This is a genomic window from Streptomyces xinghaiensis S187 (genome assembly GCF_000220705.2).
Taxonomy (GTDB): domain Bacteria; phylum Actinomycetota; class Actinomycetes; order Streptomycetales; family Streptomycetaceae; genus Streptomyces; species Streptomyces xinghaiensis.
Genome location: NZ_CP023202.1, coordinates 3,631,171 through 3,656,437, shown reverse-complemented (window position 1 = coordinate 3,656,437; position 25,267 = coordinate 3,631,171). Strand labels below are relative to the sequence as shown.

Below are 25,267 nucleotides of genomic sequence, written 5' to 3'. Positions count from 1 at the left end.
CTCGAGGGTGCCGGGCCGAAGTCGCTTCCAGGGCTTCCGCCCGCCGCTTACCGCTCCTGCTTCACCTGCGGCTTCCGCAGGCTGAGGTGGAGCTCCCGGAGGCGGGCCTCCTCGACCTCGGTCGGGGCGCCCATCAGCAGGTCCTGGGCGTTGCCGTTGAGCGGGAAGGCGATGGTCTCGCGGATGTTGGGCTCGTCGGCCAGCAGCATCACCATGCGGTCCACGCCCGGGGCGATGCCGCCGTGCGGCGGGGCGCCGAACTTGAAGGCGCGCAGCATGCCGCCGAACTCGCGCTCGACCTCGTCCCGGGAGTAACCGGCGATCCCGAAGGCCTCGTACATGACGTCGGGCTCGTGGTTCCGGATGGCGCCGGAGGACAGCTCCACGCCGTTGCAGACGATGTCGTACTGCCAGGCGAGGATGTCCAGCGGGTCCTTCTCCCGGAGCGCCTCCAGGCCGCCCTGCGGCATGGAGAAGGGGTTGTGGGAGAACTCGATCTCGCCGGTGTCCTCGTTCTTCTCGAACATCGGGAAGTCGACGATCCAGCAGAAGCGGAAGACGTTCTCCTCGAAGTGCCCGGCCCGGCGGGCGGCCTCGACGCGGACGGCGCCCATGATCTTCGAGACCTCGTCGAACTCGCCGGCGCCGAAGAACACCGCGGTGCCGGGCTTGCCGCCGACCTCGGCGATCAGCCGCTCGGTGTCGTCCTCGGTGAGGAACTTCGCGATCGGGCCGGTGAGCTTCGCGTCCTCGCCGATCCGGACCCAGGCCAGGCCCTTGGCGCCCTGCTCGACGGCGAACTCGCCCATCTGGTCGAAGAACTTCCGCGGCTGCTCCGCGGTGTCCGGTACGGCCAGCGCGCGGACGTGCTTGCCGGCGAAGGCCTTGAAGCCCGAGTCCGCGAAGATGTGCGAGACGTCGGTGAGCTCCAGCCCGGCGCGCAGGTCCGGCTTGTCGCTGCCGTACTTGAGCAGCGCCTCGCGGAAGGGGATGCGCGGGAACGGCGAGGTGACCTCGCGGCCCTGCCCGAACTCGGTGAACAGGTCCGTCATCACCTTCTCGATGACCCCGAAGACGTCCTCCTGCTCGACGAAGCTCATCTCGATGTCGAGCTGGTAGAACTCGCCCGGCGAACGGTCGGCGCGGGCGTCCTCGTCGCGGAAGCAGGGGGCGATCTGGAAGTAGCGGTCGAAGCCCGCGATCATCAGCAGCTGCTTGAACTGCTGCGGGGCCTGCGGCAGCGCGTAGAACTTGCCGGCGTGCAGCCGGGAGGGGACGAGGAAGTCGCGGGCGCCCTCGGGCGAGGTGGCCGAGAGGATCGGCGTCGCCATGTCCATGAAGCCGAGGGCGGTCATCTCCCGGCGGAGGTAGGCGATCACCTGGGAGCGCAGGACGATGTTGCGGTGCATGCGCTCGCGGCGCAGGTCGAGGAAGCGGTACTCCAGCCGGCGCTCCTCGTTCACCCCGTCCTCAGCGTTGATCGTGAACGGCAGCGGCTCGGCCTCGCCCAGCACCTCGACCCCGTCGACCTCGATCTCGATCTCGCCGGTCGGCAGGTCGGGGTTGACGTTCTCGGCGCCGCGGGCGCTGACCCGGCCGTCGATCCGTACGACGGTCTCCTTGGTCAGCGAGCCCAGCGCCTCGTTGGCCGGCGTGCCCGGCCGGGCCACGAGCTGGACCAGGCCGTAGTGGTCGCGGAGATCGACGAAGAGGATGCCGCCCAGATCGCGACGATTGTGCAGCCAGCCGCTCAGTCGCACCTCGGTGTCGACGTCAGCGGCGCGGAGTTCGCCGCAGGTGTGGGACCGGTACCGATGCATCGCTCATCCAAGTCGTCGGATCGTCGTCGGATCGTGGTGGGGGCGCCGGGCGCCCGTGGGACCGGGCCCGTCGAGGGCCCCGTCAAGGGTACCGGTAGCCACCTGCCCCACAGCCGGTCGTCAGAATGCCCCAAAGCTGCCTAAAGTGATGTAATGCGCTCCGAGGATGTCCTGTCCGCCACCGCGACCGGCCTCTGGCGCTGGGACACCGCCTCCAAAGCCCTGCGGGTGGACGCCGAGGCGGCCCGGCTGCTGGGGTTCGACGCGGTCGACACCACGCTCTCCCCGGGGGCCACCCGGGCCCGCTTCCACCCGGTGGACTGGGTGGAGATGAACGAGGTCGTGAGCCTGGCCCTCGCCGAGCGCACCCTGGCCGAGGTGCTGATGCGGGTGATCGGCGACGACGGCAGGGTGCTCCGCAGGATCCGTGTCCGCGCCCGGCCGCACCGGCACGCCGGCCGGGTCACGCTGATCGGCACCGTCCAGGAGCTCCCCGAGGAGCCGCGGCACGCCGACGACGTCGCGGCCCCGCCCCGGGTCACCGGCGACTGGCGGCGGGCCCGTGAGGCCTTCCTGCTGGACGCCGGGCGGGCCCTGGCCGAGGCCAAGTCCACCTCCGAGGTGCTGCGGGTGGCCGGGAACCTCTCCATGCCGGGGTTCTCCCCGAACGGCCTGGTCGTCTTCACCGTCGAGGGGGACTGGCTGAAGATCGTGGGTTTCCAGGGCGACCGCCCCGACGACGAGGAGCCGCCCTTCGAGGAGATGCCGCTGGACACGCCCTACCCGGCCGCCGAGGTGGTGCGCACCGGCCGGGCCGTCTACCTCTCCTCGCCCGGGGAGTTCCGCGAGCGGTACCCCCTCACCTGGCCACTGGTGTCCCGTTTCGGCCTGCAGTCCTGGGCCTACGTCCCGCTGATCACGGCGGGCCGCACCACCGGCGCCTGGCTGGCCACCTTCGACCACCGCGTCGCCTTCACCCCCGACGAGCGGTCGATCCTGGCCACCGTGGCCCGGATGCTGGCGCAGGCGCTCTCCCGGGCCGGCACCCAGGAGTCCCAGCGGGAGCTGGCCGTGGGGCTCCAGCGGGCCATGCTGCCCCCGGTGCCGCCGGAGACCCCGGGGATGACGGTCGCCGCCCGCTACGTGCCGACCGGCGGAGGGCTCCAGATCGGCGGTGACTGGTACGACATGATTCCGCTGCCCTCCGGCCGCGTGGCCTTCGTCGTCGGCGACGTCCAGGGCCACGACGTGCGCGCCGCGAGCCTGATGACCCAGCTGCGGATCGCCCTGCGCGCCTACGCCTCCGAGGGGCACCACCCCGACGCCGTGCTCTCCCGCGGCTCGCGCTTCCTGGCCGGGCTCGCCGACCGGCGGCCGGACGGCGAGGGCGGCGAGGACGACCCGCGCTTCGCCACCGTCCTCTACATCGAGGCGGACCCGGCGTCCGGGACCCTGGACATCGCCCGCGCCGGCCACCAGGAGCCCGTCACCCGGATGCACGACGGCACCATGATGACCCGGACCACGGCCGGCGGGCTGCCGCTCGGCGTCTCCCCGGACGCCGACTACCCGATCACCCGGATCGTCCTGGAACCGGGAGAGCTGATGATGCTCTTCACCGACGGCCTGCTGGAGACCGGCGGGCACAATCTGGAGACCGGCTCGCAGCGGCTGCGCGAGGCGATCGAGGAGCACGTCTCGGAGGACATGGAGACCATGGCCGACAGCGTGATCCAGGCCGTGCACGGCCCCTCCTCGCACTACCGGCCCGGCCCGCTCTCCGACCGGCGCGAGGACGACATCGTCCTCCTGCTGCTCTGCCGGAACGGACCCGGCTGCGGCGCCCCCGCCCTGTACCCGCCGCGCCAGATGCGCCGCGCGGTCATGACCATCGCCCAGGCCGAGCCGGAGCGCATCTCCCTGGCCCGCCGCCAGCTGCGCGAGCTGATGCACGACTGGTCGGACCCGGAGCAGGTGGACTCGGCCGAGCTCATGCTGTCCGAGATGGTCACCAACGTGCTGGTGCACACGGACGGTGACGCCGTCGCGGTCGCGGAGATCACCGCGCCGGACGGGGACGGCAGTGTGGGCCGGCGGCTCCGCGTCGACGTGGCCGACAGCAGTGACGAGCTGCCGCACCGCCGCCGCCCGGGCGAGCTGGCCTCCTCGGGGCGCGGCCTGGTGCTGCTGGAGCTGCTCGCCCACGCCTGGGGGGTCGATCCCCGGGGCGAGGGCAAGACGACCTGGTTCGAGCTGTACGAGAACCCCGGCCCGCCCGGCCCGGACGAGCCGGAGCCGCGCGGGCCGCTGTTCCCGGAGGCCGTCCCGGACTTCGCCGCCTGACCGGCCCGGCCGGCGGTACCGGGCCGGCCCGTTCACGACCGGCCCGGCCGGCGGCGGGGAAGGGGCGGCGCCCCGGCCTACAGCCCGCCCTCGGACATCCCGTGCACGGCCGGGACCGTGCCCAGCCGCCCCTTCTGGAAGTCCTCGAACGCCTGCTGGAGTTCCTCGCGGGTGTTCATGACGAACGGGCCGTAGTGGGCCATCGGCTCACGGATCGGCTGCCCGCCGAGCAGCACGACCTCCAGGTCCGGCGTGCGGGAGTCCTGCTTCTCGTCCGCGCGGACGGTGAGCGAGGAACCGGCGCCGAAGACGGCGGTCTGGCCCAGGCGGACGGGACGGCGCTCGGCACCGGCCGACCCGCGGCCCGCGAGGACGTAGGCGAGGCCGTTGAAGTCCTCGCGCCAGGGCAGGGTGATCTCGGCGCCGGGCGCCAGCGTCGCGTGGACCATCGTGATCGGCGTGTGCGTGACCCCGGGACCGCGGTGTCCGTCCAGCTCACCGGCGATGACCCGCAGCAGCGCGCCGCCGTCCGGCGAGGTGAGCAGCTGAACGCTGCCGCCCCGGATGTCCTGGTAGCGCGGCGCCATCATCTTGTCCTTCGCCGGGAGGTTCACCCACAGCTGGAGCCCGTGGAAGAGCCCGCCGGACAGGACGAGCTGCTCCGGCGGCGCCTCGATGTGCAGCAGGCCGGCGCCTGCCGTCATCCACTGGGTGTCACCGTTGGTGATGGTGCCGCCACCGCCGTTGGAGTCCTGGTGGTCGAATATCCCGTCGATGATGTAGGTGACGGTCTCGAAGCCGCGGTGCGGGTGCCACGGGGTCCCCTTGGGCTCCCCGGGCTGGTACTCCACCTCACCCATCTGGTCCATCATGATGAACGGGTCCAGGTGCCGGTAGTTGATCCCCGCGAAGGCACGGCGGACGGGGAAGCCCTCGCCCTCGAAGCCGCTCGGCGCGGTGGTCACGGCCAGCACGGGGCGGGCCGCGGCATCCGCCGGCGCGGCCACGCGCGGCAGGGTCAGGGTGTTCTCGACGGTGATGGCGGGCATGGGGTCCTCCTCGGGGCTTTAGTTGAACAGTAAACAACAACCCGAGGCGCCGCTATTCCCGAGACCGGACATCGTCCCCTCGTCCGGCACCCCTCGTGCGGGGAGCATGCCCCATGCACGGTGCGGCGCGCGAGACCGCCTCCGGCCCGCGGCGGACGGCCGCGGCGCGGCGTGCGACGGAAGCGGACGGCGGACGGAGTACGGAGCCGGCCGCGCCCTCTCACGAGGTCGCGGCCACGGCCCCGCGGTCACCGCGCGGGCGGTCCCTCTTCCGGTCCGCCGTCCCGGCCCGTCAGAACGGCGTCAGCGTGAGGGTGAAGCCGGTCGGGCGGGTGTCCTGGATGTAGGAGGCGAAGTCCGCGACGTCGTCGAAGGCGAAGCCGTACGCCTTGCCGTCCTCGGTCGCCGCGTGGACCGCCTTCGCGTAGTGGTTGGTCAGCTCGCCCCGGTAGAAGGCGGCCGGGTCGGTGGCCGGCTGGGCGGGGTCGGTGAGCAGGGTCGAGCGGTTGAAGCCCGCGCCGAGGACGGCGGCGACGGGACCGGTGGTGCCGTCGTTGGGCGCGGCGAGGTTGCCGTCGCAGAAGAAGACGTCGCGGGTCGAGGGCTTGGCGAAGGACACGGAGGCCGGGCCGTCGAAGGTGAACCGCTCACCGCGCACCCGGCCGGTGAACGTGCCGGCGTTGGTGGTGACCTTGAGATCCTTGCCGGTGTAGGTGCTCCACACCTCGTCGATGTACGGGGCGAGGTAGTCCTTCGGGAAGAGGCCCGCGTCCAGGCCGTGGCCGGGAGCGATGATGCGGGTGTCGTCCACGACCAGCCGTGCGAATTCCTCAATCCGCTGGACGGCGGTGAAGGCGGCGGAGCGCCCGCCGTCGCGCAGGGTGCCCGTCGTCTGGTCCTTCTCACCGGTGAGCCGGATGCTCAGCGGCACACTGAACATGTCGACCATCGTGGTGTTGCAGAACATGCCGGCCGCGTTGTAGGTGAACTCGGCGCAGTCGTGGAGGACGCCGTAGTTGGGGTCCGACTCGACCCACCCGGCCGGGTACTGCAGGGCCGCGTTGCCGTTGCCGTCGGCCACGGCCTTGAACTTGAGCTTCTCGCCGAGGGAGACGTAGATGCGGCCCGACATGTGGGGGAGGGACAGCTTCGTCTCGCCGCTGCCCGCCAGGGGGATGGCGTAGTCGGTGAAGCCGTCGGCTCCGTTGTCCGACAGGGCGATGGGCACGACGGTGCCCTCCGGGGTGAGCCGTACCTGCCTGCCGTCGAGATTGCCGACGACGTAGAGGTGCACGGAGGCGTTGCCGAACGAACCGCTGTTGTTGGCGATGGTCACCGGGAGCGAGCCGGCGGCCGAGGTGCCGGCCTCGCCGCCGATGGCGTACGGGGTGAGGGTCGCGATCGCCGGGACGGCGACGGCCGCGCCGCCCAGGGCGAACAGCATCTTGCGACGGGTGAGGTTGCGCTGGTGACGAGGTGCCATGGGTACTCCTTGGGACCCGGCCGGGGGGCCGGGTCACTCGTGGGGATCAGGAGGAAGCCGGAGAAAGCGGGAGGCGGCACGGCGCGGCGCCGCGGGTGCTCAGGCGATGGTCCACTTCTGGTTGGCGGCGCCGGTGCACGTCCAGATCTGGAGGCGGGTGCCGTCGGCCGAGGAGTTGTCCTTGGCGTCGAGGCACTTGCCGGATCCGGTGTTGACCAGGTCGCGGGCTGCGGTGTGGGTCCACTGCTGCGCCGCCGTGCCGTTGCAGGTGTAGAGCTGCACGGCCGCGCCGTCGTCGTGCGAACCGCCCTTGACGTCCAGGCACTTGCCGAGGGCCCGCACGGTGCCGTCGCTGCCGGCCGTCCACTTCTGGGCCTCGTGGCCCGTGCAGTTGTGCAGCTGGATCGGGGTGCCGTCGGCGCTGCTCGCACCCGCGACATCGGCGCACATGCCGCCGATGCCCTTGATGGCGCCGGTGCGGGGCGTGCCGCCGCCGCTGTCGCCGGAGTCGGAGGTGGTGACGTGGACGTAGTCGATGGTCATCGTCTGCGGGAAGGAGGTGCCGGCGTCGGGGCTGCCGGGCCAGTTGCCGCCGACCGCGAGGTTCAGGATGAGGAAGAACGGGTGGTCGTAGACCCACTTGTTGCCGCCCACGTCTCCCGGTCCGCGGGTCTGGTAGGCCCGGCCGTCCACGGACCAGGTGATCCCGGAGGGGCTCCAGTCGACGGCGAAGACGTGGAAGTCGTCGGCGAAGGCCGCGCCGTTCGGCAGCGTGTACGAGGCGCCGATGCCGCCCGAGCCCGAGTAGCCGGGGCCGTGGAGGGTGCCGTGGACGGTGCCGGGCTCGTTGCCGACGTTCTCCATGATGTCGATCTCGCCGCTGTCGGGCCAGCCGACGGAGCCGAGGTCGTCGCCCAGCATCCAGAAGGCCGGCCAGATGCCCTGGCCCCGCGGGATCTTGATGCGGGCCTCGAAGTGGCCGTACTTCTGGGTGAAGGTCTTCGCCGTGTTCAGCCGCGCCGACGTGTACTGGCAGGTGCCGTACCAGCACTGCAGGCCCGGGTCGCTGTTCTTGCGGGCGGTGATGACCAGGTTGCCCTTGCCGTCGAGCGCGGCGTTGTCGGTGCTGTTCGTGTAGTACTGGAGTTCGTTGTTGCCGTTGCCGCTGCCGCCCGTCTCCAGGGTCCACTTCGAGGAGTCGGGCGCGCTGCCCGCGGCGCCGTCGAAGTCGTCGGACCACGTCTGTGCCGCGGCGGCGTTCGCCCGGTTCGTGGCCGGGCCGGACGTGTTGAAGAGGATGGCGGAGGCGAGGGCGGTGGTGATCAGAAGCACCAGCCCCCCGAAGGACCATCGGCGTGCGCGATGAGCTGCCATGGCTGGACACACCTCGTCTGTGGGGAAGGTTCGGCGTCGGGCGCCGGACGGTGCGCATCGAGCGCACGGACAGACGGACTCTTTTCTGAGAGCGCTCTCTTCGTGCGCCGCGCGCCGCCGGTGGGCCCCGACGATACGCACGACCAAGGGCCCCGCCAATCGGAAGGCGAAGCCCCAGAAGCCTCTGACCTGCGGATACGCGAGAAGGTGCGGGGAGCTGAGGAACGCTTGAGCCGCGCTTAAGCCAGGCTTAATGCGCCGGCCGCGGACCGTGACGCTTATGTCCGGGATGCGAACCGGACCCGTCCGGGGCCGGCTGCGGGCCCGGCGGGGCGGCACCGGTCCACCGCGGAGGAGACAGGGGCGGCCCTCAGCCGTACATCCGCCGCATCGCGAAGTCGACCATCTGCTCGACGGCCTTCGCGTCGAAGACCATGCGGTGCTCGCCCTCCATGTCCAGCACGAAGCCGTAGCCCGTGGGCAGCAGGTCGAGCACCTCGGCGCCGGTCAGCGTGAAGTACTTGGACTCCTTGCCGGCGTAGCCGCGCAGCTCCTTCAGCGAGGTGAAGAGCGGGATCACCGGCTGCTGGGTGCTGTGCAGCGCCAGAAAACCGGGCCCCTCGCCGCGCGGGCAGTAGATCTTCGAGGTCGAGAAGATGTGCTGGAAGTCCTCGGCCGACATCGAGCCCGTGGTGAAGGCGCGCACCGCGTCGGCCAGCGACGGCGGGGACGGCTCGGGGTAGAGCGGCTGGCCCGGCTGGGCGCCGTAGCCGCCGCGCCCCTGCTGCGGGGGTGGCGGAGGGGCCGCGTAGCTCTGCCCGGCGCCCGGGTTCTGGTCATAGCCGTACATGCCCCAAAGGGTAACGAGTCACAGTTGACCGGTGAGGGCTTGCGTCTTATTACTGACGGGTAGCATCATGGCGGAACCACGTTTGGTACGCAGTAGAGGTATGCCGCCTCCCCGAAGCTACGGAGCCGTCGCCATGGGGCACTACAAGTCGAATCTCCGCGACATCGAGTTCAACCTCTTCGAGGTGCTCGGCCGCGACAAGCTGTACGGCACCGGCCCGTTCGCGGAGATGGACGTCGACACCGCCAAGAGCGTCCTGTCCGAGATCGCCCGCCTCGCCGAGAACGAGCTCGCCGAGTCCTACGCCGACGCGGACCGCAACCCGCCGGTGTTCGACCCGGAGACCAACACCGCACCGCTCCCCGAGTCCTTCAAGAAGAGCTACCAGGCCTTCATGGACGCCGAGTGGTGGCGGCTGGGCATCCCGGAGGCGCTGGGCGGCACCATCACGCCGCGCTCCCTGCTCTGGGGCTTCGCCGAGACCATCCTGGGCTCCAACCCGGCGGTCTGGATGTACTCCTCCGGCCCGGCCTTCGCCGGCGTCCTCTACGACGAGGGCACCGAGGAGCAGAAGAAGATCGCGCAGATCGCGGTGGAGAAGCAGTGGGGCTCCACCATGGTGCTGACCGAGCCGGACGCCGGCTCCGACGTGGGCGCCGGCCGCACCAAGGCCGTCCAGCAGGAGGACGGCAGCTGGCACATCGAGGGCGTCAAGCGCTTCATCACCTCGGGCGAGCACGACATGTCCGAGAACATCATCCACTACGTGCTGGCCCGCCCCGAGGGCGCCGGCCCCGGCACCAAGGGCCTGTCCCTCTTCATGGTGCCGAAGTACGAGTTCGACTTCGAGACCGGCGAGCTGGGCGAGCGCAACGGCGTCTACGCCACCAACGTCGAGCACAAGATGGGCCTCAAGGTCTCCAACACCTGCGAGATGACCTTCGGCGACCGCCACCCCGCCAAGGGCTGGCTGGTCGGCGACAAGCACGACGGCATCCGCCAGATGTTCATGATCATCGAGTTCGCGCGGATGATGGTCGGCACGAAGGCCATCGCCACCCTCTCCACCGGCTACCTCAACGCCCTGGAGTACGCCAAGGAGCGCGTGCAGGGCCCGGACCTGGCCGCCTTCACGGACAAGACCGCCCCGCGCGTCACCATCACGCACCACCCCGACGTCCGCCGCTCGCTGATGACGCAGAAGGCGTACGCCGAGGGCATGCGCTCCCTCGTCCTCTACACCGCCTCCATCCAGGACGAGATCCTGGTCAAGGAGGCCGCGGGCGAGGACGCCTCCGCCATCCACCGCCTCAACGACCTGCTGCTGCCGATCGTCAAGGGCTACGGCTCGGAGAAGTCCTACGAGCTGCTCGCCCAGTCCCTGCAGACCTTCGGCGGCTCCGGCTACCTCCAGGAGTACCCCCTGGAGCAGTACATCCGGGACGCCAAGATCGACACCCTCTACGAGGGCACCACCGCCATCCAGGGCCAGGACTTCTTCTTCCGGAAGATCGTCCGGGACCAGGGCCAGGCGCTGACCGCCCTCTCCGAGGAGATCAAGAAGTTCCTGGGCGACGCCGAGGGCGGCGAGGAGCTGGCCGACGCCCGCGCCGAGCTGTCCAAGGCCGCGGTGGACCTGGAGGCCATCGTCGGCCACATGCTGACCGACCTGGCCGCCACCGAGCAGGACGTGAAGTCGATCTACAAGGTCGGCCTCAACACCACCCGCCTGCTGATGGCCTCCGGCGACGTCGTCGTCGGCTACCTGCTCCTCAAGGGCGCCGCGGTCGCCGCCTCGAAGCTCGCCTCGGCCTCCGCCAAGGACAAGTCCTTCTACGAAGGCAAGATCGCCGCGGCCAAGTTCTTCGCGCACACCGTGCTGCCGGGCGTCTCCGTCCAGCGCACCCTGGCGGAGAAGACCGACAACTCCCTGATGGAGCTGGACGAGGCCGCCTTCTGAGGCTCCCTCCCCGGCTCCCCCGCATCCAGGTCCCCGTCCGCGGATGAGGCCCTGAAAACCTCGGCCGCCCAGGCCGTCCGCGCCACACGCGGCCGAGGTCCCGACCCCCGCCCGGCAGGTCCCACCGGGCGGGGGTCATCTTCTGCGCGCAGCGAGCCCGTGCGGGCCCCTCCGGGCACCTCCATATGCTGAGACCCATGAGCCGATCTCCCCGCTTCACCCGCACCCACACCGACGACCTGATGTCCTACCTCGCGGCGAGCCCGTCGCCCTACCACGCGGTGGCCAACGCCGCGGGGCGGCTGGAGACGGCCGGGTTCCGGCGGGTCGAGGAGACCGAGGCGTGGGACGGCTCGGCGGGCGGCCGGTACGTCCTGCGCGGCGGGGCCCTCATCGCCTGGTACGTCCCGGACGGCGCCGGCCCCGAGACGCCGTACCGGATCATCGGCGCCCACACCGACTCCCCCAATCTGCGCGTGAAGCCCGTGCCGGACACCGGCGCGCACGGCTGGCGGCAGATCGCCGTCGAGATCTACGGCGGCACCCTCCTCAACACCTGGCTCGACCGCGACCTCGGCCTCAGCGGCCGGCTCACCCTGCGCGACGGCTCCAGCCGGCTCGTCTGCGCCGACCGTCCGCTGCTGCGGGTGCCGCAGCTCGCCGTCCACCTCGACCGCGCCGTCAACGCCGAGGGCGTCAAGCTGGACAAGCAGCGCCACATGACCCCGATCTGGGGGATCGGCGACGTCCACGAGGGCGACCTCGTCTCCTTCGTCGCGGACGAGGCCGGGGTCGCCGCCGGGGACATCGCCGGCTGGGACCTCATGGTCCACAGCGTCGAACCGCCCGCCTACCTCGGCCGCGACCGCGAACTGCTCGCCGGGCCGCGCATGGACAACCTGCTGTCCGTGCACGCCGGCACGGCCGCCCTGGCCGCCGTCGCCCGGGACGGCGGGGAGCGACTCTCCGCCATCCCCGTCCTCGCCGCCTTCGACCACGAGGAGAACGGCAGCCAGTCCGACACCGGCGCCGACGGGCCGCTCCTCGGCAGCGTCATGGAACGCTCCGTCTTCGCCCGCGGCGGCGGCTACGAGCACCGCGCCCGCTCCTTCGCCGGCTCGTTCTGCCTCTCCTCCGACACCGGCCACGCCGTCCACCCCAACTACGCGGAGCGGCACGAGCCCGGCCACCACCCGATGCCCAACGGCGGCCCGATCCTCAAGGTCAACGTCAACCAGCGCTACGCCACCGACGGCGCCGGCCGGGCCGTCTTCGTCCGCGCCTGCGAGCGGGCGGGCGTGCCGTGGCAGGCGTTCGTCTCGAACAACTCCATGCCCTGCGGCACCACGATCGGCCCCATCACCGCCGCCCGCCACGGCATCGCGACGGTCGACATCGGTGCCGCCATCCTCTCCATGCACTCGGCCCGCGAACTGTGCGGCGCCGAGGACCCGCACCTGCTCGCGGACGCGATCCGGGCCTTCCTGGAGGACTGAGCGGGGCGGCGTTCCGGCCCCGGTGCGAACGCCCTGACGCGCGAGGTACTTGACACACCGCCGGTTCCCCTCCCACCACGCGGCGCATGGAGCCACCGGCCCCGGGTATCCGGAGGCTACGCACGAAGCCCAGAGAGCCAACGCTTGAGGAGGCGGATCCCATGGGTATCGGCGGATGCATCGGTCTGATGGCGGTGGGTGCCATCCTCACCTTCGCCGTGGACTGGAACATTGCCGGAGTCAACCTCGATCTGGCCGGCCTCATCATGATGGCGGTCGGCCTCATCGGGCTCGCGGCCTACGTGAGCATCCTGAAGCGGCGCAGGGTCCAGCCGCCGGCCCCGGGCGCCCCGGTGGTCGAGGTCGAGGACCACAACCGCTACTACAGGTGACGCGCAACGGCGCGGAGCACAACGGAGAGGACCGGGCCCTCTGATGCTGTTGAGTTGAGACACCCGACAGCATCAGCAAGGGCGGGCCTGCCTCACCGGAGTCACAGGGGCCGACCGACGGCCCGCACGGGCCGCGCACGGACAGGCACCGAGGCACAGAACAGGCCAGTGCGCCTTCCCCGTGCTCGGCTGGGGTACCGGCGCGAGTACCTTGAGCCCCGGGGGCACAGCCAGGCCACTCACACAGCCCAAGAGTCCGCCGGGTCGTCCAGCCACGCCCGTTGTCCCTCCGGCGTGACGGTGAGGCCGAACCGGGTGTGGTCCGGTTCGCCACGGTCGGCCCACCACCGGTAGGCCGCCTCGACCTCATCCCACAACCGGCGTGGTCCCGACTGCCAGACCTTCGCCTCCGACTCTCCGTCACGGAACATCACGCACGCCCAGGACCGGTCACTCAGTCCGTAGAACCACACCGGCCGCGCGCCCTCGCGCTTCTCCGCGACGGCCTGGGCGCAATCCCGTACTCGAAGTCCCAGGGCGAACGGAACGGCGGTGTACTTCCCGGTGATGAACTCACCCTCGGTGACCGTGGTCGTGGATGTGTCGGCGCTCTCCGCCGCCCCCGCCGGGGCGTACTCGCTGTGTCCGGCCAGAGACAGCCGCTGTGCTCGCAGCTTCATGAACTCCACCGGGCGCGTGAAGGGCCCGGATGCCGTCCCGTTTCTCACCACCAATCGGGCCACGGCATCCGCGTTGGAGAAGTGCGTGCCCCACGGTGCGACGATGAGGCCGCCCGGACGGGTTTGCCCGATCCACGCCCCTGGGATCTCCCGGAGCCCGACGGTAGCCAGAACGCGGTCATACGGCGCGAGGCCCGCGTAGCCCTTGAACCCGTCGCCCAGGATGATCTCCGGGTACAGCCCCAGCGCGCAGAGCCGTTCCCGGGCCCGTCCCGACACGGAACGGTCCACCTCCACCGTGACGACGTTCCGGCCGCCGAGGCGGTAGGCCAGGGCCCCGGCCGTCTCCCCCGTGCCGGTGCCGACGTCGAGTATCCGCATGCCCTCCTCCACGGCCAGCGCCTGGAGCATCGCGTACACGACCGAGGGCATGGAGGAGGAACTGGTGGACACCTTCCCCGGTGCGGTGCCGGTGTGCTTGCCGTCATCCCACTGCGTCACGATGGGGACGTTGCTGTCCGCCGCGATATACCAGGCGTCGGGGTCGGCGGCCCGGTCGACGACGGCGCTCGCGCCCTTGGCCATGTCGAACGGCCACATCAAGTCGGGCAGGAACGCGGCCCGGTCCACTGCCGCGAATACCGGAGCCCAGTCCGGCGTCATCGAATGGGTCTCCAGGAGGACGCGCCCCAGCTCTTTCCGGCCGGGGCGGCCCTCTTGCTCGAAGTTGACCGTCACTTGCGGTGTGTCCCGTCGCCGGGCGGGGTGTCGCCGTCGGGGGACGGCGGGTCCTGGGGCGGCGTCCACGGGGTGCCGGGGTGTCCGTCGCCTCCGCCGTCTCCTCCTGCACGGTGTCCGCCCGGACCGGCAGCGGCGAGGATCTGCACGTTCCTCACGTGGAATTCCTCTCGCTCCGAGTGGTGCCGGTGATGCTCGGGCCACCGTCAGGGGACGGCGGGTCCGGAGGAACGGGCCACGGCTCGCCGGGAGTCGTACTGAGCGTAAGCAACATGATGTCCTCTTCTTCATTCGGTTGGATGGCGCCCTGCTCCTGTCAACCCGTCCGGCCGGGCTCCGGAGCGACTGCCCCTCCCACCGTGTCCGTGACGGTGCACGCACTACGTAACCGGACGGACACGCACAGCGGTACCGTGAACGCAACACCAGAACTTGAAAGCATTGAAAGTCCGCAGGGGAGCCGGGAGTTGGACCATGGCCAAGCGGGAGCCAAACACCTGTCTGAGTCGCCTGCTCGATGAAACCGGCTGGAGCCAGAGCCAGTTCGCCACGGCCGTGAACCGGACCGGTACCGAACAGGGCACGCGTCTTAGGTACGACGCCTCCGCCGTGAGTCACTGGCTCACGGGGACGATTCCCAGGAGGGAGGTCCGCCTCCTCATCCTGGAAGCGCTGGCCCGCAAGCTGGCACGGCCCATCACGCACACCGACGCCGGATTCCCCATGCCCACCGATCAGCCCCGGAGCACTACCGTTGAAGGACTGCTGGAGCTGGGGAGGCAAGACATGGACCCATCCCGCCGTGGCGTCCTGGGCGCCGCTCTCTTCTCCGCCGCGCTCACCGTTCCGGACTGGCCGAACGTGGTGGGCCGTATGGAGGCAGTCCGGACCGGCCGCACCCGCCGCATCGGCTACCCGGAAGTGGATGCGGTGATGGCCATGACAGACAAAGTGTCAGAGCTGGACGACGTGTTCGGCGGACGCCACGCCAGGCCCATGGCCGCCGCTTTCCTGGTCAACACGGTCGCCCCCCACCTCCGCGCCGATGCTTCGGACGACGTGCGCGAAGCCATGCTCTCCGCCGCTTCTGACCTCCTGTACCTGACCGGGTTCATGGCCGTGGACGAAGGGCTGCACGGCCTGGCCCAGCGGTATTACTGCAAGGCACTGGAACTGGCCGGAGCCGCCGACGACCACCTGACCTACTGCACCACATTGCGCGGAATGAGCCTCCAGGCCGTGGACCTGGGCCACCATGCCCACGCCCTCCGCCTGGCCGACGCTGCCTCCGCAGCCTCCCGGAACGCCGGGCCCCGTATGCGCGCTTTCCTGGCAGGGCAACAGGCTCACGCCTACGCGGCGAGCGGCGACCGTGCCGGCGCCCTCCGATACATACAGGAGGCGGAAGTGGCCATGGACAAGGCGGAGTCCCGGGCAAAGACGTTCGGGAGCTATGACGCCTCATCCCTGGCGTACCACATAGCCCAGGTCCAGTACGGTCTGGGGGACCTGTCCGGGTCGGTGAAGAGCATGGAGGAGTCATCCCGCCTCCGCCACGATGTGTACCGCCGGACCCGCGTTCGCTATGACGCGATGCTGGCGGAACGCCAGCTCGAACTCGGCCACCTGGAAGCGGCGTGTGTCACCTGGCACCGCGTGCTGGATGATTACCCACTGGTCCAATCCGGCCGGGCGGACCAACGGGTGGCCGCCATGAAGGCTCTCATCCGTCCCCACGTACGGAACCGGACGGCCCGGGCCTTGTACGAGCGGGCCCAGGCCGTGAACGTCCCGGCCACCGCCTGATCACCTCGCATCTCCCGTCTCTCAGCGGAGAGTGACGCGGAGAGACGGGAGAGCGCACCGGAGCGAAGCAGCCGCGGGACGACGGCATCCGCGGTCCCTGCACCATCCGGGGGCCGCGGACGCGTCCGTACGCCGCGGCGGCTCACCGGGCCCCGGCCGCGCCACGGCCGTCAGGGAGTGTCGAGTCCCGCCAGCACCAGCGGCAGCCGGTCCGCGCCTCCCGCGGCCACCGTCACCGGCACCCCCCAGTCCTGCTGGTGCACATGGCAGGCCGGATACTCCTGCGCCGGGTCGTCGTCGCAGGACGCCGCCATCGCGGAGACGTGCAGCACACCCTCCGTGACCCCCTCGGCCAGCACCAGGTCCCGCCCGAGGCCCGTGTCCGTACCGGAGCCCTCCGCCAGCAGCTCCGGTGGCGTGGCGCTGACGACCAGCCGGGTCGCGGGGCCGTAGCGCTCGTCCAGCTTCTGCCCGGCCGGCGGCCGGAACACCACGTCGAGACGCAGCCGCCCCGGCGCCACCTCGGTGGCCGCCCGCTGCGTCCGGTGCGCCACCGGCTCGACCCGCACCGCCTCCTCGGGCAACCGCAGCCGGGTCAGCCGGTGCCGGGCGGACTCGACCACCACGATCGCGTCGCCGTCGAGCACGGCGTCCGAGGGCTCGCGCAGATCGGTGGCCAGGGTGGTCACCTCACCGGTGGCCGGGTCGTAGCGGCGCAGCGCGTGGTTGTAGGTGTCGCTGACGGCGACCGAGCCGTCGGGGAGGGCGGTGACGCCCAGCGGGTGCTGGAGCAGGGCCTGACCGGCGGGCCCGTCGCGGTGCCCGAAGTCGAAGAGGCCGGTGCCGACGGCGGTGCAGACGATGAACTCCGCGCCTGCGGCGCCCGGTTCGGCCAGCTCTTCCGGATCGGCCGGATCGGCCGGATCGGCCGGATCGGCCCGCTCGATCCAGCGGAGGGCGCTGGTCTCGGAGTCGGCGATCCACAGCCGGTCCCCGGCGGCCGCGAGCCCGGAGGGCTGCGCGAACCACGCCTCGGCGGCCGGGCCGTCCACCAGGCCCTCATTGGTCGTACCGGCGACGGCCTCGACCGTGCCGCTGCCGTCCGCTCCCTCGCCCCCGTCCCCTGGCGGGGTCCAGGTCCAGAGCTGGTGGACGCCGGCCATGGCGATCCACAGCCGGTCCGCGAACCAGGCCACGTCCCAGGGCGAGGAGAGGTCCGTCTCCCGGGCCGGCCCGGAGGTCGCGGAGCCCTGCCACCACTGGCGGCCGGTGCCCGCGATCGTCGTCACCCGGCCCGTCTCCACGTCCACCGACCGCAGCGCGTGGTTGACCGTGTCGGCCACCACGACCCTGCCGCCGGGCAGCAGCGCCAGGCCCTGCGGCTCACTGAACCGCGCCTCGGCCGGACCGCCGTCGGCCAGCCCCCGCTCACCGCTGCCGATCCGGCGGACGACGGTCTCCCCGTCGGCGGCCAGCTCCACCAGCGCGTGCCGGGTGGAGTCCGAGACGAGGAAGGTGCCGCCGGGCAGCCGCACGGCCTTGCCGGGGAACCGCAGATCGGTCGGCACCGGCTCGGGCGCGACATACGGGCCCTCGCCACGCCGCAGGGTGCCCTTGGCGGCGTGCTCCTCCTCCAGCTCCGCCACGAGCCGCTCGATGGCATGGGCGTGGCCCTCACCGGCGTGCTGCGCGACGACATAGCCCTCGGGGTCGATGACGACGAGCGTGGGCCAGGCGCGCACGGCGTACTGCTTCCAGGTGGCCAGCTCGGGGTCGTCGAGGACGGGGTGGTGCACCTCGTAGCGCTCGACGGCGTCCACGACGGCCTGGTGCTCGGCCTCATGGACGAACTTCGGCGAGTGGACGCCGATCACCACGACCGTGTCGCGGTGCTTCTCCTCCAACTCCCGCAACTCGTCGAGCACATGCAGGCAATTCACGCAGCAGAACGTCCAAAAATCCAAGATCACGATCCGCCCCCGCAGGTCGGCGAGGGTGTACGAGGTGCCGCCGGTGTTGAGCCAGCCGCCCTTGCCGGTCAGTTCGGGAGCGCGGACGCGTGCGTGCTTTGCCATCCGTCCATCGTGCCTGACGACGGGCAAGGCCCGGACGCCGGGCACGGGCGTGGCCGGGGTCGCCCAGGGGCCCCGGGGTGCGGTCAGCGCGTCACGGCAGCACCGCTTCGTCCGGGTCCGGCGACCCAAGCCGGCCACCGCGTGACTCGGCGACCAGCAGGGCATCAGCCAGGCACTCGGCGAGCTGTTTCGCCGCGTACCGCAGTTCGGACACCGTCGCCTTCGGGTCGTCCAGAACGCACTATTGGCTCATGGTCCGCACCATCAACCCCGACGACCCGCGCCACCCGTACCAGCAGATCGCCGACCACCTCGCGGAAGAGATCACGTCGGGCGAACTGTCCGGCCGGGTCCCGTCCGAGCTGGAGTTGCGCCGCGAATACTCATCCGGGGCCTCGACGGTCCAGCGGGCCTTGGCCGTGCTCCGTGAGCGCGGCCTGATCTACACGGTTCCCGGCCGCGGGTCGTTCGTGAAGCAGCCCGACGACGACGCGGAGGGGTGACCGTCCGCCTCCGACCAGAGCGGGAGTTGGGCGCGGTCCTCCGAAGATGTGCTGGACTGGGTCGAGGCACCCGGCATCCGGATGCTGTTCGTCTTCGACCCCGACGGCGGGGCGTCTTCCTCATGGGCAGGGCAGATGAAACTCGGCACGATGGCCGACCTGACGGCCGACATCACCCCGGAGAAGCGCGAGCGCATCGATGCCATCAAGGCGGAGATGGCCGACGCCGAGCGGGGACACGATGCCGAGGCACCCGCCGGTGGACACCTGGCGCCAAGCGCGCCGTGAACGCGGAGGCCGGCCTTTGGGGGCCGACCTCCGCTCATGCTCGGTTCAGCGACCGTCCGCCGGGATCCGGCCGTCGTTCTTGCCGCCCTCACACCTGCGGGACGGATCCTGCGCGGTCGGCCCCGCGTCGTCGACGGGCGAGTCGTCCTCCTCGTCGGCGTCCGTCAGACGGGCGCCGCGCGACGTGGCGACCCTCAGCGCGTCGAACAGGCATTCACTGAGCCGGGCCGCGGTGAACCGCAGCTCGGAAGCGGACGCCTTCGGATCGCTCAAGATTCCCTTGGCGGCGGCCAGCACGCTCTCGCCGATGCCGAGCTGGGCTTCCTCCATCTCGTCGGCGAGCCGGGACAGCATGCTGTTCGGGTCACTGGTGCGAAGGTAGGCCGGCTTGCCGGACTCGGACCACGGCAGGAGGCGGGGGCGGGTCTTCACGCGACCACCCCCGGCAGGTCGAGGCCCTGCGGCAACAGCACCAGCCGGATGCGGCGGCGGTGTCGTCGTTCGCGCTCGATCCTCCGCTCGTGGGCGATGAGATACGGCCGGACGAGCCCGAGGGGCGCGCCGTCCGGCACGGGCGAGCCCAAGCTGCGGGGAATCGGGGGTGCGGCGGTCAATGGAGCTGCCCCCGTTGACCGGTGGCGCCCTCCGGGAGGAAGCAGCAAGCGCAGCAGCGGACGAAGCAGCTTCTCGGTAGTTTTGAGCATGTCGTCAACCTCCAAGCCAGGTTGGTGGCCATGCCCCCGGGCCGTCGCCACGGTCGCGGGGGTCCTGTCCCTTCGCGAAGACCCTCGCGCCCGAACCCGCACAAAGCCATGCCATGGCCCTATGGGTGCGCCCTATATTGGGCGTATGGGGGAAAAGCGTGCGGACGTGTGGTCCCACCCGCAGTTGGTATCGACGGTCGCCGCCGGGGACTGGGGCGCCGTCTTTCGTACGTACCGGCAGCTCACCGGGATGAGCCAGACGAAGCTCGGGGAGCGCGTCGGCCTCGTTCAGCCCGAGGTGTCCAACATCGAGCGCGGCCGGAGGCACGTCACCTCGGTCGAGGTGCGGCAACGGATCGTGGAGGGACTCCGCGTCCCGGCTCACCTCTCGGCAACCGACCGTCCGGGCGTTGAGTCACCAGTGCCCGCCCTCGCCGGGCCCGGGCCCGGGCCGGACGAGGACCTGCTGGCTCGCGTGACGAGCGTGGTCGACGGCGAGCACCCCGTGGATACCGCCACGCTCGACTGGCTCGACCGGCTTCTGGCGGAGCATCGCCGGGCCGAGGACGAGATCGGTTCACGACCGTTGGCGGGCTTGATGCGCCAGCAACTCCGGACGGTGGTGGACCTGTACGGCAGTGCCCGGGGTCCGTTGGCGGGCCGAGTGGTCCGTCTGGCGTCCGAGCATGCGCAGTTCCTGGCCTGGATGGCACAGGACCAGGGGAAGACGGCAGCCGCCCTCGCCTGGTACGACCGCAGCCACGAGTGGGCGCTGGAGGCCGGTGACGCCAATATGGCGGCCACGACGCTCAGCATGAAGGCGCACATGGCGTGGTCGGGCGGCCGTGGGGACCGGTGTGTGCGTCTGGCGGAGGCGGCTCGTTGGTCGGCCCCGGGAACATCCCTCGGCGTCCAGGGCATGGCCGCTCAGATGGCTGCCCGGGGTCACGCGCTGGGCGGCGACGCCGATGACGCCGAGCGTCTCCTGGACGAAGCACAGGACCTCATCGGCCGCGCGGCGCAGCACCCGGAGGACGAGCCGCCGTGGATGTATTTCTACGGCGAGACGTGGTTCACGCTGCAACGAGGGATGGCCGCACTGCATCTGCGCGACGGGAAGGCGGCGGTGCGCCACCTCACCGCCGGGCTGGCCGCGCTGCCGGACGACTACCGGCGCGACAAGACGTGGTACCGGGCCTGCCTGGCGCACGCGCTGGCCGAAGCGGGTGAGGCGTCGCAAGCCGCCTCGGTGGCGTTGGCCATCGTGCCCGAGGCGGCCGACATCGGCCGCCCCCACGCCTGGAACGAGTTGCACACCGTGGCTGCGGTCCTGATGCGGCGAGGTGCGAGGGAGGCACGGCAACTCGTGGCCACCCTGCGAACGTACGACTGACGGGGGCGTGGGGTGCCGCCGCGTCTTGGGCCCTCGCGCCCCGGCGCGTACCCCGCTCAGGCGTCCGGCGCGGCGGGGCGGGGCGTCGGCAGGCCGAGGACGCGGTCGCGGAGGACGGGGAAGTCGGCGCGGGTCTTCGCGACGCGGGAGAGGTCGAGGTCGGCGGTGAGGATCTGCTCGTCCTCGCCGGCCTCGGCGATCACCTCGCCCCAGGGGTCGATGATCCGGCTGTGCCCGGCCTGTTCGACGCCGCCGTGCGTTCCGGCGGAGCAGCAGGCGAGGACGTACGCCTGGTTCTCGACGGCGCGGGCGCGGGCCAGCAGGGTCCAGTGCTCGCGGCGGCGGGCGGGCCAGCCGGCGGGGATGACGAGGAGTTCGGCGCCGGCGTCGGTGAGTTGCCGGAACTGTTCGGGGAAGCGCAGGTCGTAGCAGGTGGCCAGGCCGGCCACGGTCTCCGGGAGGCGGATGGTGGCGATCTCCTCGCCGCCGCCCATCATCGCGGCCTCGCCCTTGTCGAAGCCGAAGCGGTGGATCTTGCGGTAGGAGGCGCGGAGGCGGCCGTCGGGGCCGAGGACCACGGAGGTGTTGTACAGCGTGCCGTCGGGGGCGCGTTCGACGACGGACCCGGCGTGCAGCCAGACCGACGCTTCGGCCGCGGCGGCGGCCATGGCGGTGACGGTGGGGCCGTCGAGGGTCTCGGCGTATTCCTCGAAGAGGTCGTAGGCGAAGGCGCCCGTCGGCCAGAGCTCGGGGAGGACGACGAGGTCCGAACCGGCCTGTTCCCGGACGAGCGCGGCCACCCGTTGCCGGCGCGCTGCGACCGTTTCGCCGGAATTGACGGCAATCTGCAGCAGGGAGGCGCGCACGGTACCACCACTCTCGGCCTTGGGCCCGCCGTGACGGGCCTACGATCGTCACACGAAAGCACTGCCGGTGTGCCCACGCGCAGCGTAACTTAACTGCGTGAGCCGGTGGCTCAAGCACCCAGCCCGCGTACGAACCGCCGAGGGGTCACGTGACCGTCCACCCAAGCCTGCAGCCCTACATCGACGCCTGGACCCACTCCATCGAGGCGATCTCCGAGCTGGTGACACCGCTCGTCGAGGGTGAGTGGAACCGCGCGACCGCCTGTCCCGGCTGGTCGGTTAGGGACGTCGTCTCCCATGTGATCGGAATCGAGTGCGAGATGCTGGGCGATCCCCGGCCGATCCACTCGCTGCCGCGCGATCTCTACCACGTGACGGACGAGCTGACCCGCTACATGGAGGTCCAGGTCGACGTGCGGCGCTGCCACACGGGGCCGGAGATGACCTCCGAGCTGGAGTACACGATCATCCGCCGCTCGCGGCAGCTGCGCAACGAGGGACGCGACCCGGGTACGAAGGTCCGGGGGCCGCTGGGCGGCGCGGAGATCACGCTGGAACACTGCCTGCGGCTGCGGGCGTTCGACGTCTGGGTGCACGAGCAGGACCTGCGCCGGGCGCTGCGGCAGCCCGGCAATCTGGACTCGCCGGGCGCGCTGGTCGCCCGCGACCTGCTCCTGGAGGGACTGCCGAAGGTCGTCGCCAAGGACGCGGGCGCACCGCCGAACACGGCGGTGGTGATCGACGTGCACGGGCCGGTGGAGTTCATGCGCACCGTGCGAGTGGACGGCGAGGGCCGGGCCTCGGTCAGCGGCAGCCCCTCGCTGGGCCCCGCGGTGACGCTCACCCTGGACTGGGAGACGTACGCGCTGCTGGCCTGCGGCCGGGTGAAGCCGGCGGCGGTGGCGGACCGGATCAAGACGGAGGGCGACCAGAGGCTCGCCGAGGCGATCCTGCGGAACTTCTCGACGACGCCGTAGGGGCCGCGCTGCCCTCGGGCTTCGCCGACCGCCGCGGGCCCCGCCCCGTCCCGTGCCGTCCGGACCGCGGCCCCACCCGCGGTCCGTTCCGGGCCGGCCGCCGGGCTGTCCGCCCCCGCCGGTCCGGGCGTTCCGGACGGCCCGTCAGCCCTGCCGGACGGCCGGCACGTGCACCGTCTCGACCCGGCTGGCGACGGTCCGTTCCCGCTCGCGGCGGTCCGCCCGGCTCCGCAGGCGCAGGATCTGTGCGACGCCCAGCGCCTGGAGGACGAACACGGAGGCGAAGGCGGCGCGGTAGTCGTCCCCGGTCGCGTCCAGCAGCACGCCGATGGCCAGCAGCGTCGTCATCGACGCGGTGAAGCCGCCCATGTTGACGATGCCGGAGGCGGTGCCGATGCGCTCCGGCGGATTGGCCGGGCGGGCGAAGTCGAAGCCGATCATCGAGGCGGGGCCGCAGAGCCCCAGCACCAGGCTGAGCGCGACGAGCAGCCAGACGGGTGCCGTGCCCGGCCAGGCCAGCGCGGTGCCCCAGAAGACGGCGGTCAGGCCGATCGTGCCCAGCGCGAGGGGCATCCGCGCCCGGTGGTGCCGGGCGATGAGCTGCCCGTAGACGAGGCCGACGGCCATGTTGGAGAGCACCACCAGGGTCAGCAGCTCACCGGCCTCCGTCCGGGAGCGGCCCTGGGCCTCGACCAGGAACGGCATCCCCCAGAGCAGCAGGTAGACCATGCCCGGGAACTGGGTGGTGAAGTGCACCCACATGCCCAGCCGGGTGCCGGGCTCGCGCCAGGAGTCGGCGATCTGCCGGCCGACGCCGAAGCGGGGCGGCGCGGCCCTCCCCTTGTGCGCGCCGTCCCGCGGGGCGGGGGCGGCGCCCTCCGGATGGTCCTTGAGGAAGACGAGCACCAGGGCGAGCACGGCCACGCCGCCGGCCGCGCTGCCCGCGAAGGCCGGGGTCCAGCCGAAGGTGTTCAGCAGCCTGGCCAGCACCAGCGTGGAGAGCAGGTTGCCGGCCATCCCGATCAGCGCCGCCACCTGCGCGATCAGCGGGCCGCGGCGGGCGGGGAACCAGCGGGATCCCAGCCGCAGCACGCTGATGAAGGTCATGGCGTCACCGCAGCCGAGCAGTGCCCGCGAGGCCAGGGCCATGGCGTACGAGTCGGAGAGGCCGAAGCCGAACTGGCCGGTGGTGAACAGCGCGATGCCCATGATCAGGACACGCTTGGTGCCCAGCCGGTCGACCAGCAGGCCCACCGGTATCTGCATCCCCGCGTAGACGAGGAGCTGGAGGATGGTGAAGGTCGACAGCGCGGAGGCGCCCACCTGGAAGCGGTCCGCGGCGTCGAGCCCGGCCACGCCGAGGCTGGTGCGGTAGGAGACGGCCAGGAAGTAGACCAGGACCCCGATGCCCCAGACGAACGCCGCCCGCCCGCCCCCGCGGGGGTCGGACACGGCGGAGCCGGGGAAGGCGGGCGCGGGCCCGCCGGGACGCGCGGCGGAGCTCACCGGGGATCGCCTCCGGCCAGCTCCCGCACCCGGCCGATGTGCCGGCCGACGGCCCCGGCGGCCGCGTCGGCGTCCCCCGCGCGCAGGGCGCGCAGGATCTCGGTGTGCTCGGCGATGTTCTTGGCGATGCGGTCGGGGTGGGCGTGCATCACGGCGACGCCCATGCGCAGCTGCCGGTCCCGGAGCTGGTCGTAGAGGCGTTCCAGGATGAGGTTGCCGGCGCTGCGCACGATCTCGGCGTGGAAGCAGCGGTCGCTGGCGGAGAAGGCCGGGAGGTCGCCGGCGGCCGCGTGGCGCCGCTGTTCGCCGAGGAGTTCCTCCAGCCGCTCCACCAGGCGCGGGCTCGCGGGGACGGCCTTGCGGGCGGCGTGCTCCTCGATCAGCAGCCGGGTCTCGACCACGTCGCGGATCTCCTGCGCGGAGACCGGGAGCACCAGGGCGCCCTTCTTCGGGTAGAGCTTGAGCAGCCCTTCGGCCTCCAGCCGCAGCAGGGCCTCCCGCACCGGGGTCCGGGAGACGCCGGTCACCTCGGCGAGGTGGCCCTCGGTGAGCAGGGTGCCGCCCTCGTAACGGCGGTCCAGGACGGCCTGCTTGACGTGGGCGTAGACCCGGTCGGCGGCGGGCGGCCGCTTGCCGGGGCTGGTCTCGGAGGCGGTCTCGGGCGTGAGGGCGGACAGCATGGACACAGCTTAGATACATGAGATGAACGGGTTTTGATCGGTCCGGGATGCGGACGGGACCGGCCGCTGAACACTGGTGGGCGTCCGGAGGTCCGCGGTGGGCCGGGGGGCGGGGGCCGCGCGCCGGCACCCCGGCCGCTGCGCCGTGCCGGGGTGCCCGGGAGAGTCCCGGCCGCTGCCGGAAAGCCGGGAAGCCCGGACGCGAACGGCGTCCGGGCTTCCGGGTGTCGAGCGGTGCGAGCGGTGCGAGCGGTCCGGTACGGGCCGGGCCCGCGCATCGTACG

At 71.7% G+C, this 25,267-nt stretch carries 23 protein-coding genes; 9 read left to right on the top strand and 14 right to left on the bottom strand.

Translation table 11 applies throughout. From position 1 onward, the window contains the following. Nucleotides 1-47: 47 nt before the first annotated feature. Nucleotides 48-1,820, bottom strand: coding sequence for an aspartate--tRNA ligase (aspS, locus tag SXIN_RS15680; RefSeq protein ID WP_019707294.1), 1,773 nt, complete (start codon nt 1,818-1,820; stop codon nt 48-50). A gap of 153 nt (nt 1,821-1,973) precedes the next feature. Between aspS and SXIN_RS15675 the strand changes: the two genes are divergently transcribed. Then, entirely contained in the window at nt 1,974-4,163 is a 2,190-nt protein-coding gene (locus tag SXIN_RS15675; protein WP_019707295.1) for an ATP-binding SpoIIE family protein phosphatase, read from the top strand. A 77-nt stretch (nt 4,164-4,240) separates the two neighbouring features. On the opposite strand, the gene SXIN_RS15670 is transcribed toward SXIN_RS15675, so the two are convergent. From SXIN_RS15670 to SXIN_RS15655, 4 genes are all read right to left on the bottom strand, one after another. After that, nucleotides 4,241-5,212, bottom strand: coding sequence for a pirin family protein (locus tag SXIN_RS15670; RefSeq protein WP_019707296.1), 972 nt, complete (start codon nt 5,210-5,212; stop codon nt 4,241-4,243). Nucleotides 5,213-5,504: 292 nt separating this feature from the next. Then, nucleotides 5,505-6,695 carry a glycoside hydrolase family 64 protein gene (locus SXIN_RS15665; protein ID WP_019707297.1) on the bottom strand — a complete coding sequence of 397 codons (1,191 nt, stop codon included), beginning with the start codon at nt 6,693-6,695 and terminating at the stop codon, nt 5,505-5,507. Nucleotides 6,696-6,794: 99 nt separating this feature from the next. After that, nucleotides 6,795-8,069: a glycoside hydrolase family 16 protein gene (locus SXIN_RS15660; RefSeq protein ID WP_039820303.1), complete on the bottom strand. Its 1,275-nt coding sequence runs from the start codon at nt 8,067-8,069 to the stop codon at nt 6,795-6,797. A 370-nt stretch (nt 8,070-8,439) separates the two neighbouring features. Then, the gene (locus SXIN_RS15655) at nt 8,440-8,919 is read right to left on the bottom strand and encodes an SseB family protein (RefSeq protein ID WP_019707299.1); all 480 of its coding nucleotides are present in this window, start codon (nt 8,917-8,919) and stop codon (nt 8,440-8,442) included. Nucleotides 8,920-9,052: 133 nt separating this feature from the next. Between SXIN_RS15655 and SXIN_RS15650 the strand changes: the two genes are divergently transcribed. From SXIN_RS15650 to SXIN_RS15640, 3 genes are all read left to right on the top strand, one after another. Continuing rightward, a complete protein-coding gene (locus tag SXIN_RS15650; RefSeq protein WP_019707300.1) occupies nt 9,053-10,879 on the top strand; it encodes an acyl-CoA dehydrogenase in 1,827 nt (608 codons plus the stop codon). Between the two features lie 197 nt (nt 10,880-11,076). Next, nucleotides 11,077-12,375 carry a M18 family aminopeptidase gene (locus SXIN_RS15645; protein ID WP_019707301.1) on the top strand — a complete coding sequence of 433 codons (1,299 nt, stop codon included), beginning with the start codon at nt 11,077-11,079 and terminating at the stop codon, nt 12,373-12,375. Between the two features lie 161 nt (nt 12,376-12,536). After that, a complete protein-coding gene (locus SXIN_RS15640; RefSeq protein ID WP_019707302.1) occupies nt 12,537-12,767 on the top strand; it encodes a DUF6458 family protein in 231 nt (76 codons plus the stop codon). 239 nt (nt 12,768-13,006) lie between these two features. On the opposite strand, the gene SXIN_RS15635 is transcribed toward SXIN_RS15640, so the two are convergent. Both SXIN_RS15635 and SXIN_RS31280 read right to left on the bottom strand, forming a co-directional pair. Next, complete coding sequence (locus SXIN_RS15635) at nt 13,007-14,185, bottom strand: methyltransferase domain-containing protein (RefSeq protein ID WP_019707303.1); 1,179 nt, start codon at nt 14,183-14,185, stop codon at nt 13,007-13,009. After that, complete coding sequence (locus tag SXIN_RS31280; RefSeq protein ID WP_157916293.1) at nt 14,182-14,343, bottom strand: hypothetical protein; 162 nt, start codon at nt 14,341-14,343, stop codon at nt 14,182-14,184. The genes SXIN_RS15635 and SXIN_RS31280 overlap by 4 nt, the downstream gene beginning before the upstream one ends. A 316-nt stretch (nt 14,344-14,659) precedes the next feature. Between SXIN_RS31280 and SXIN_RS15630 the strand changes: the two genes are divergently transcribed. Further along, entirely contained in the window at nt 14,660-15,991 is a 1,332-nt protein-coding gene (locus tag SXIN_RS15630) for an NsdA family TPR-like regulatory protein (RefSeq protein ID WP_019707304.1), read from the top strand. Between the two features lie 170 nt (nt 15,992-16,161). Here SXIN_RS15630 and SXIN_RS15625 read toward each other — a convergent pair whose 3' ends face one another. Then, entirely contained in the window at nt 16,162-18,066 is a 1,905-nt protein-coding gene (locus SXIN_RS15625; protein WP_019707305.1) for an NHL domain-containing thioredoxin family protein, read from the bottom strand. A 91-nt stretch (nt 18,067-18,157) separates the two neighbouring features. Beyond that, entirely contained in the window at nt 18,158-18,280 is a 123-nt protein-coding gene (locus tag SXIN_RS32750) for a hypothetical protein (protein ID WP_019707306.1), read from the bottom strand. A gap of 37 nt (nt 18,281-18,317) precedes the next feature. Between SXIN_RS32750 and SXIN_RS15620 the strand changes: the two genes are divergently transcribed. Continuing rightward, entirely contained in the window at nt 18,318-18,569 is a 252-nt protein-coding gene (locus tag SXIN_RS15620; RefSeq protein ID WP_019707307.1) for a GntR family transcriptional regulator, read from the top strand. A gap of 48 nt (nt 18,570-18,617) precedes the next feature. Further along, entirely contained in the window at nt 18,618-18,857 is a 240-nt protein-coding gene (locus tag SXIN_RS32210; RefSeq protein WP_019707308.1) for a hypothetical protein, read from the top strand. Nucleotides 18,858-18,902: 45 nt separating this feature from the next. Here SXIN_RS32210 and SXIN_RS15610 read toward each other — a convergent pair whose 3' ends face one another. Beyond that, nucleotides 18,903-19,289 carry a hypothetical protein gene (locus tag SXIN_RS15610; RefSeq protein ID WP_019707309.1) on the bottom strand — a complete coding sequence of 129 codons (387 nt, stop codon included), beginning with the start codon at nt 19,287-19,289 and terminating at the stop codon, nt 18,903-18,905. Continuing rightward, entirely contained in the window at nt 19,286-19,441 is a 156-nt protein-coding gene (locus SXIN_RS32205) for a hypothetical protein (protein WP_238153773.1), read from the bottom strand. Before SXIN_RS32205 ends, SXIN_RS15610 begins: the two co-directional genes overlap by 4 nt. 265 nt (nt 19,442-19,706) lie before the next feature. On the opposite strand from SXIN_RS32205, the gene SXIN_RS15605 reads away from it, so the two are divergent. Further along, the gene (locus SXIN_RS15605; RefSeq protein WP_039820310.1) at nt 19,707-20,954 is read left to right on the top strand and encodes an NsdA family TPR-like regulatory protein; all 1,248 of its coding nucleotides are present in this window, start codon (nt 19,707-19,709) and stop codon (nt 20,952-20,954) included. Between the two features lie 56 nt (nt 20,955-21,010). On the opposite strand, the gene SXIN_RS15600 is transcribed toward SXIN_RS15605, so the two are convergent. Then, on the bottom strand, nt 21,011-21,820 hold the full coding sequence (locus SXIN_RS15600) for a carbon-nitrogen family hydrolase (RefSeq protein WP_019707312.1): 810 nt from the start codon (nt 21,818-21,820) through the stop codon (nt 21,011-21,013). A 149-nt stretch (nt 21,821-21,969) separates the two neighbouring features. On the opposite strand from SXIN_RS15600, the gene SXIN_RS15595 reads away from it, so the two are divergent. Next, nucleotides 21,970-22,797 (top strand): maleylpyruvate isomerase family mycothiol-dependent enzyme, encoded by an 828-nt coding sequence (locus SXIN_RS15595; RefSeq protein WP_019707313.1) that lies wholly within the window; start codon nt 21,970-21,972, stop codon nt 22,795-22,797. A 144-nt stretch (nt 22,798-22,941) separates the two neighbouring features. On the opposite strand, the gene SXIN_RS15590 is transcribed toward SXIN_RS15595, so the two are convergent. Together SXIN_RS15590 and SXIN_RS15585 are read right to left on the bottom strand one after the other, a co-directional pair. Next, nucleotides 22,942-24,303, bottom strand: a complete 1,362-nt coding sequence (locus SXIN_RS15590) for an MFS transporter (protein WP_050930668.1) — start codon at nt 24,301-24,303, stop codon at nt 22,942-22,944. Further along, the gene (locus tag SXIN_RS15585) at nt 24,300-24,983 is read right to left on the bottom strand and encodes a GntR family transcriptional regulator (RefSeq protein WP_095758056.1); all 684 of its coding nucleotides are present in this window, start codon (nt 24,981-24,983) and stop codon (nt 24,300-24,302) included. Before SXIN_RS15585 ends, SXIN_RS15590 begins: the two co-directional genes overlap by 4 nt. Nucleotides 24,984-25,267 lie beyond the last annotated feature (284 nt).

Coding starts and splice junctions, on each gene's coding strand:
- aspS (WP_019707294.1), bottom strand. CDS start 1,820: ATGCATCGGTACCGGTCCCACACCTGCGGCGAACTCCGCGCCGCTGAC.
- SXIN_RS15675 (WP_019707295.1), top strand. CDS start 1,974: ATGCGCTCCGAGGATGTCCTGTCCGCCACCGCGACCGGCCTCTGGCGC.
- SXIN_RS15670 (WP_019707296.1), bottom strand. CDS start 5,212: ATGCCCGCCATCACCGTCGAGAACACCCTGACCCTGCCGCGCGTGGCC.
- SXIN_RS15665 (WP_019707297.1), bottom strand. CDS start 6,695: ATGGCACCTCGTCACCAGCGCAACCTCACCCGTCGCAAGATGCTGTTC.
- SXIN_RS15660 (WP_039820303.1), bottom strand. CDS start 8,069: ATGGCAGCTCATCGCGCACGCCGATGGTCCTTCGGGGGGCTGGTGCTT.
- SXIN_RS15655 (WP_019707299.1), bottom strand. CDS start 8,919: ATGTACGGCTATGACCAGAACCCGGGCGCCGGGCAGAGCTACGCGGCC.
- SXIN_RS15650 (WP_019707300.1), top strand. CDS start 9,053: ATGGGGCACTACAAGTCGAATCTCCGCGACATCGAGTTCAACCTCTTC.
- SXIN_RS15645 (WP_019707301.1), top strand. CDS start 11,077: ATGAGCCGATCTCCCCGCTTCACCCGCACCCACACCGACGACCTGATG.
- SXIN_RS15640 (WP_019707302.1), top strand. CDS start 12,537: ATGGGTATCGGCGGATGCATCGGTCTGATGGCGGTGGGTGCCATCCTC.
- SXIN_RS15630 (WP_019707304.1), top strand. CDS start 14,660: ATGGCCAAGCGGGAGCCAAACACCTGTCTGAGTCGCCTGCTCGATGAA.
- SXIN_RS15625 (WP_019707305.1), bottom strand. CDS start 18,066: ATGGCAAAGCACGCACGCGTCCGCGCTCCCGAACTGACCGGCAAGGGC.
- SXIN_RS15620 (WP_019707307.1), top strand. CDS start 18,318: ATGGTCCGCACCATCAACCCCGACGACCCGCGCCACCCGTACCAGCAG.
- SXIN_RS15605 (WP_039820310.1), top strand. CDS start 19,707: ATGGGGGAAAAGCGTGCGGACGTGTGGTCCCACCCGCAGTTGGTATCG.
- SXIN_RS15585 (WP_095758056.1), bottom strand. CDS start 24,983: ATGCTGTCCGCCCTCACGCCCGAGACCGCCTCCGAGACCAGCCCCGGC.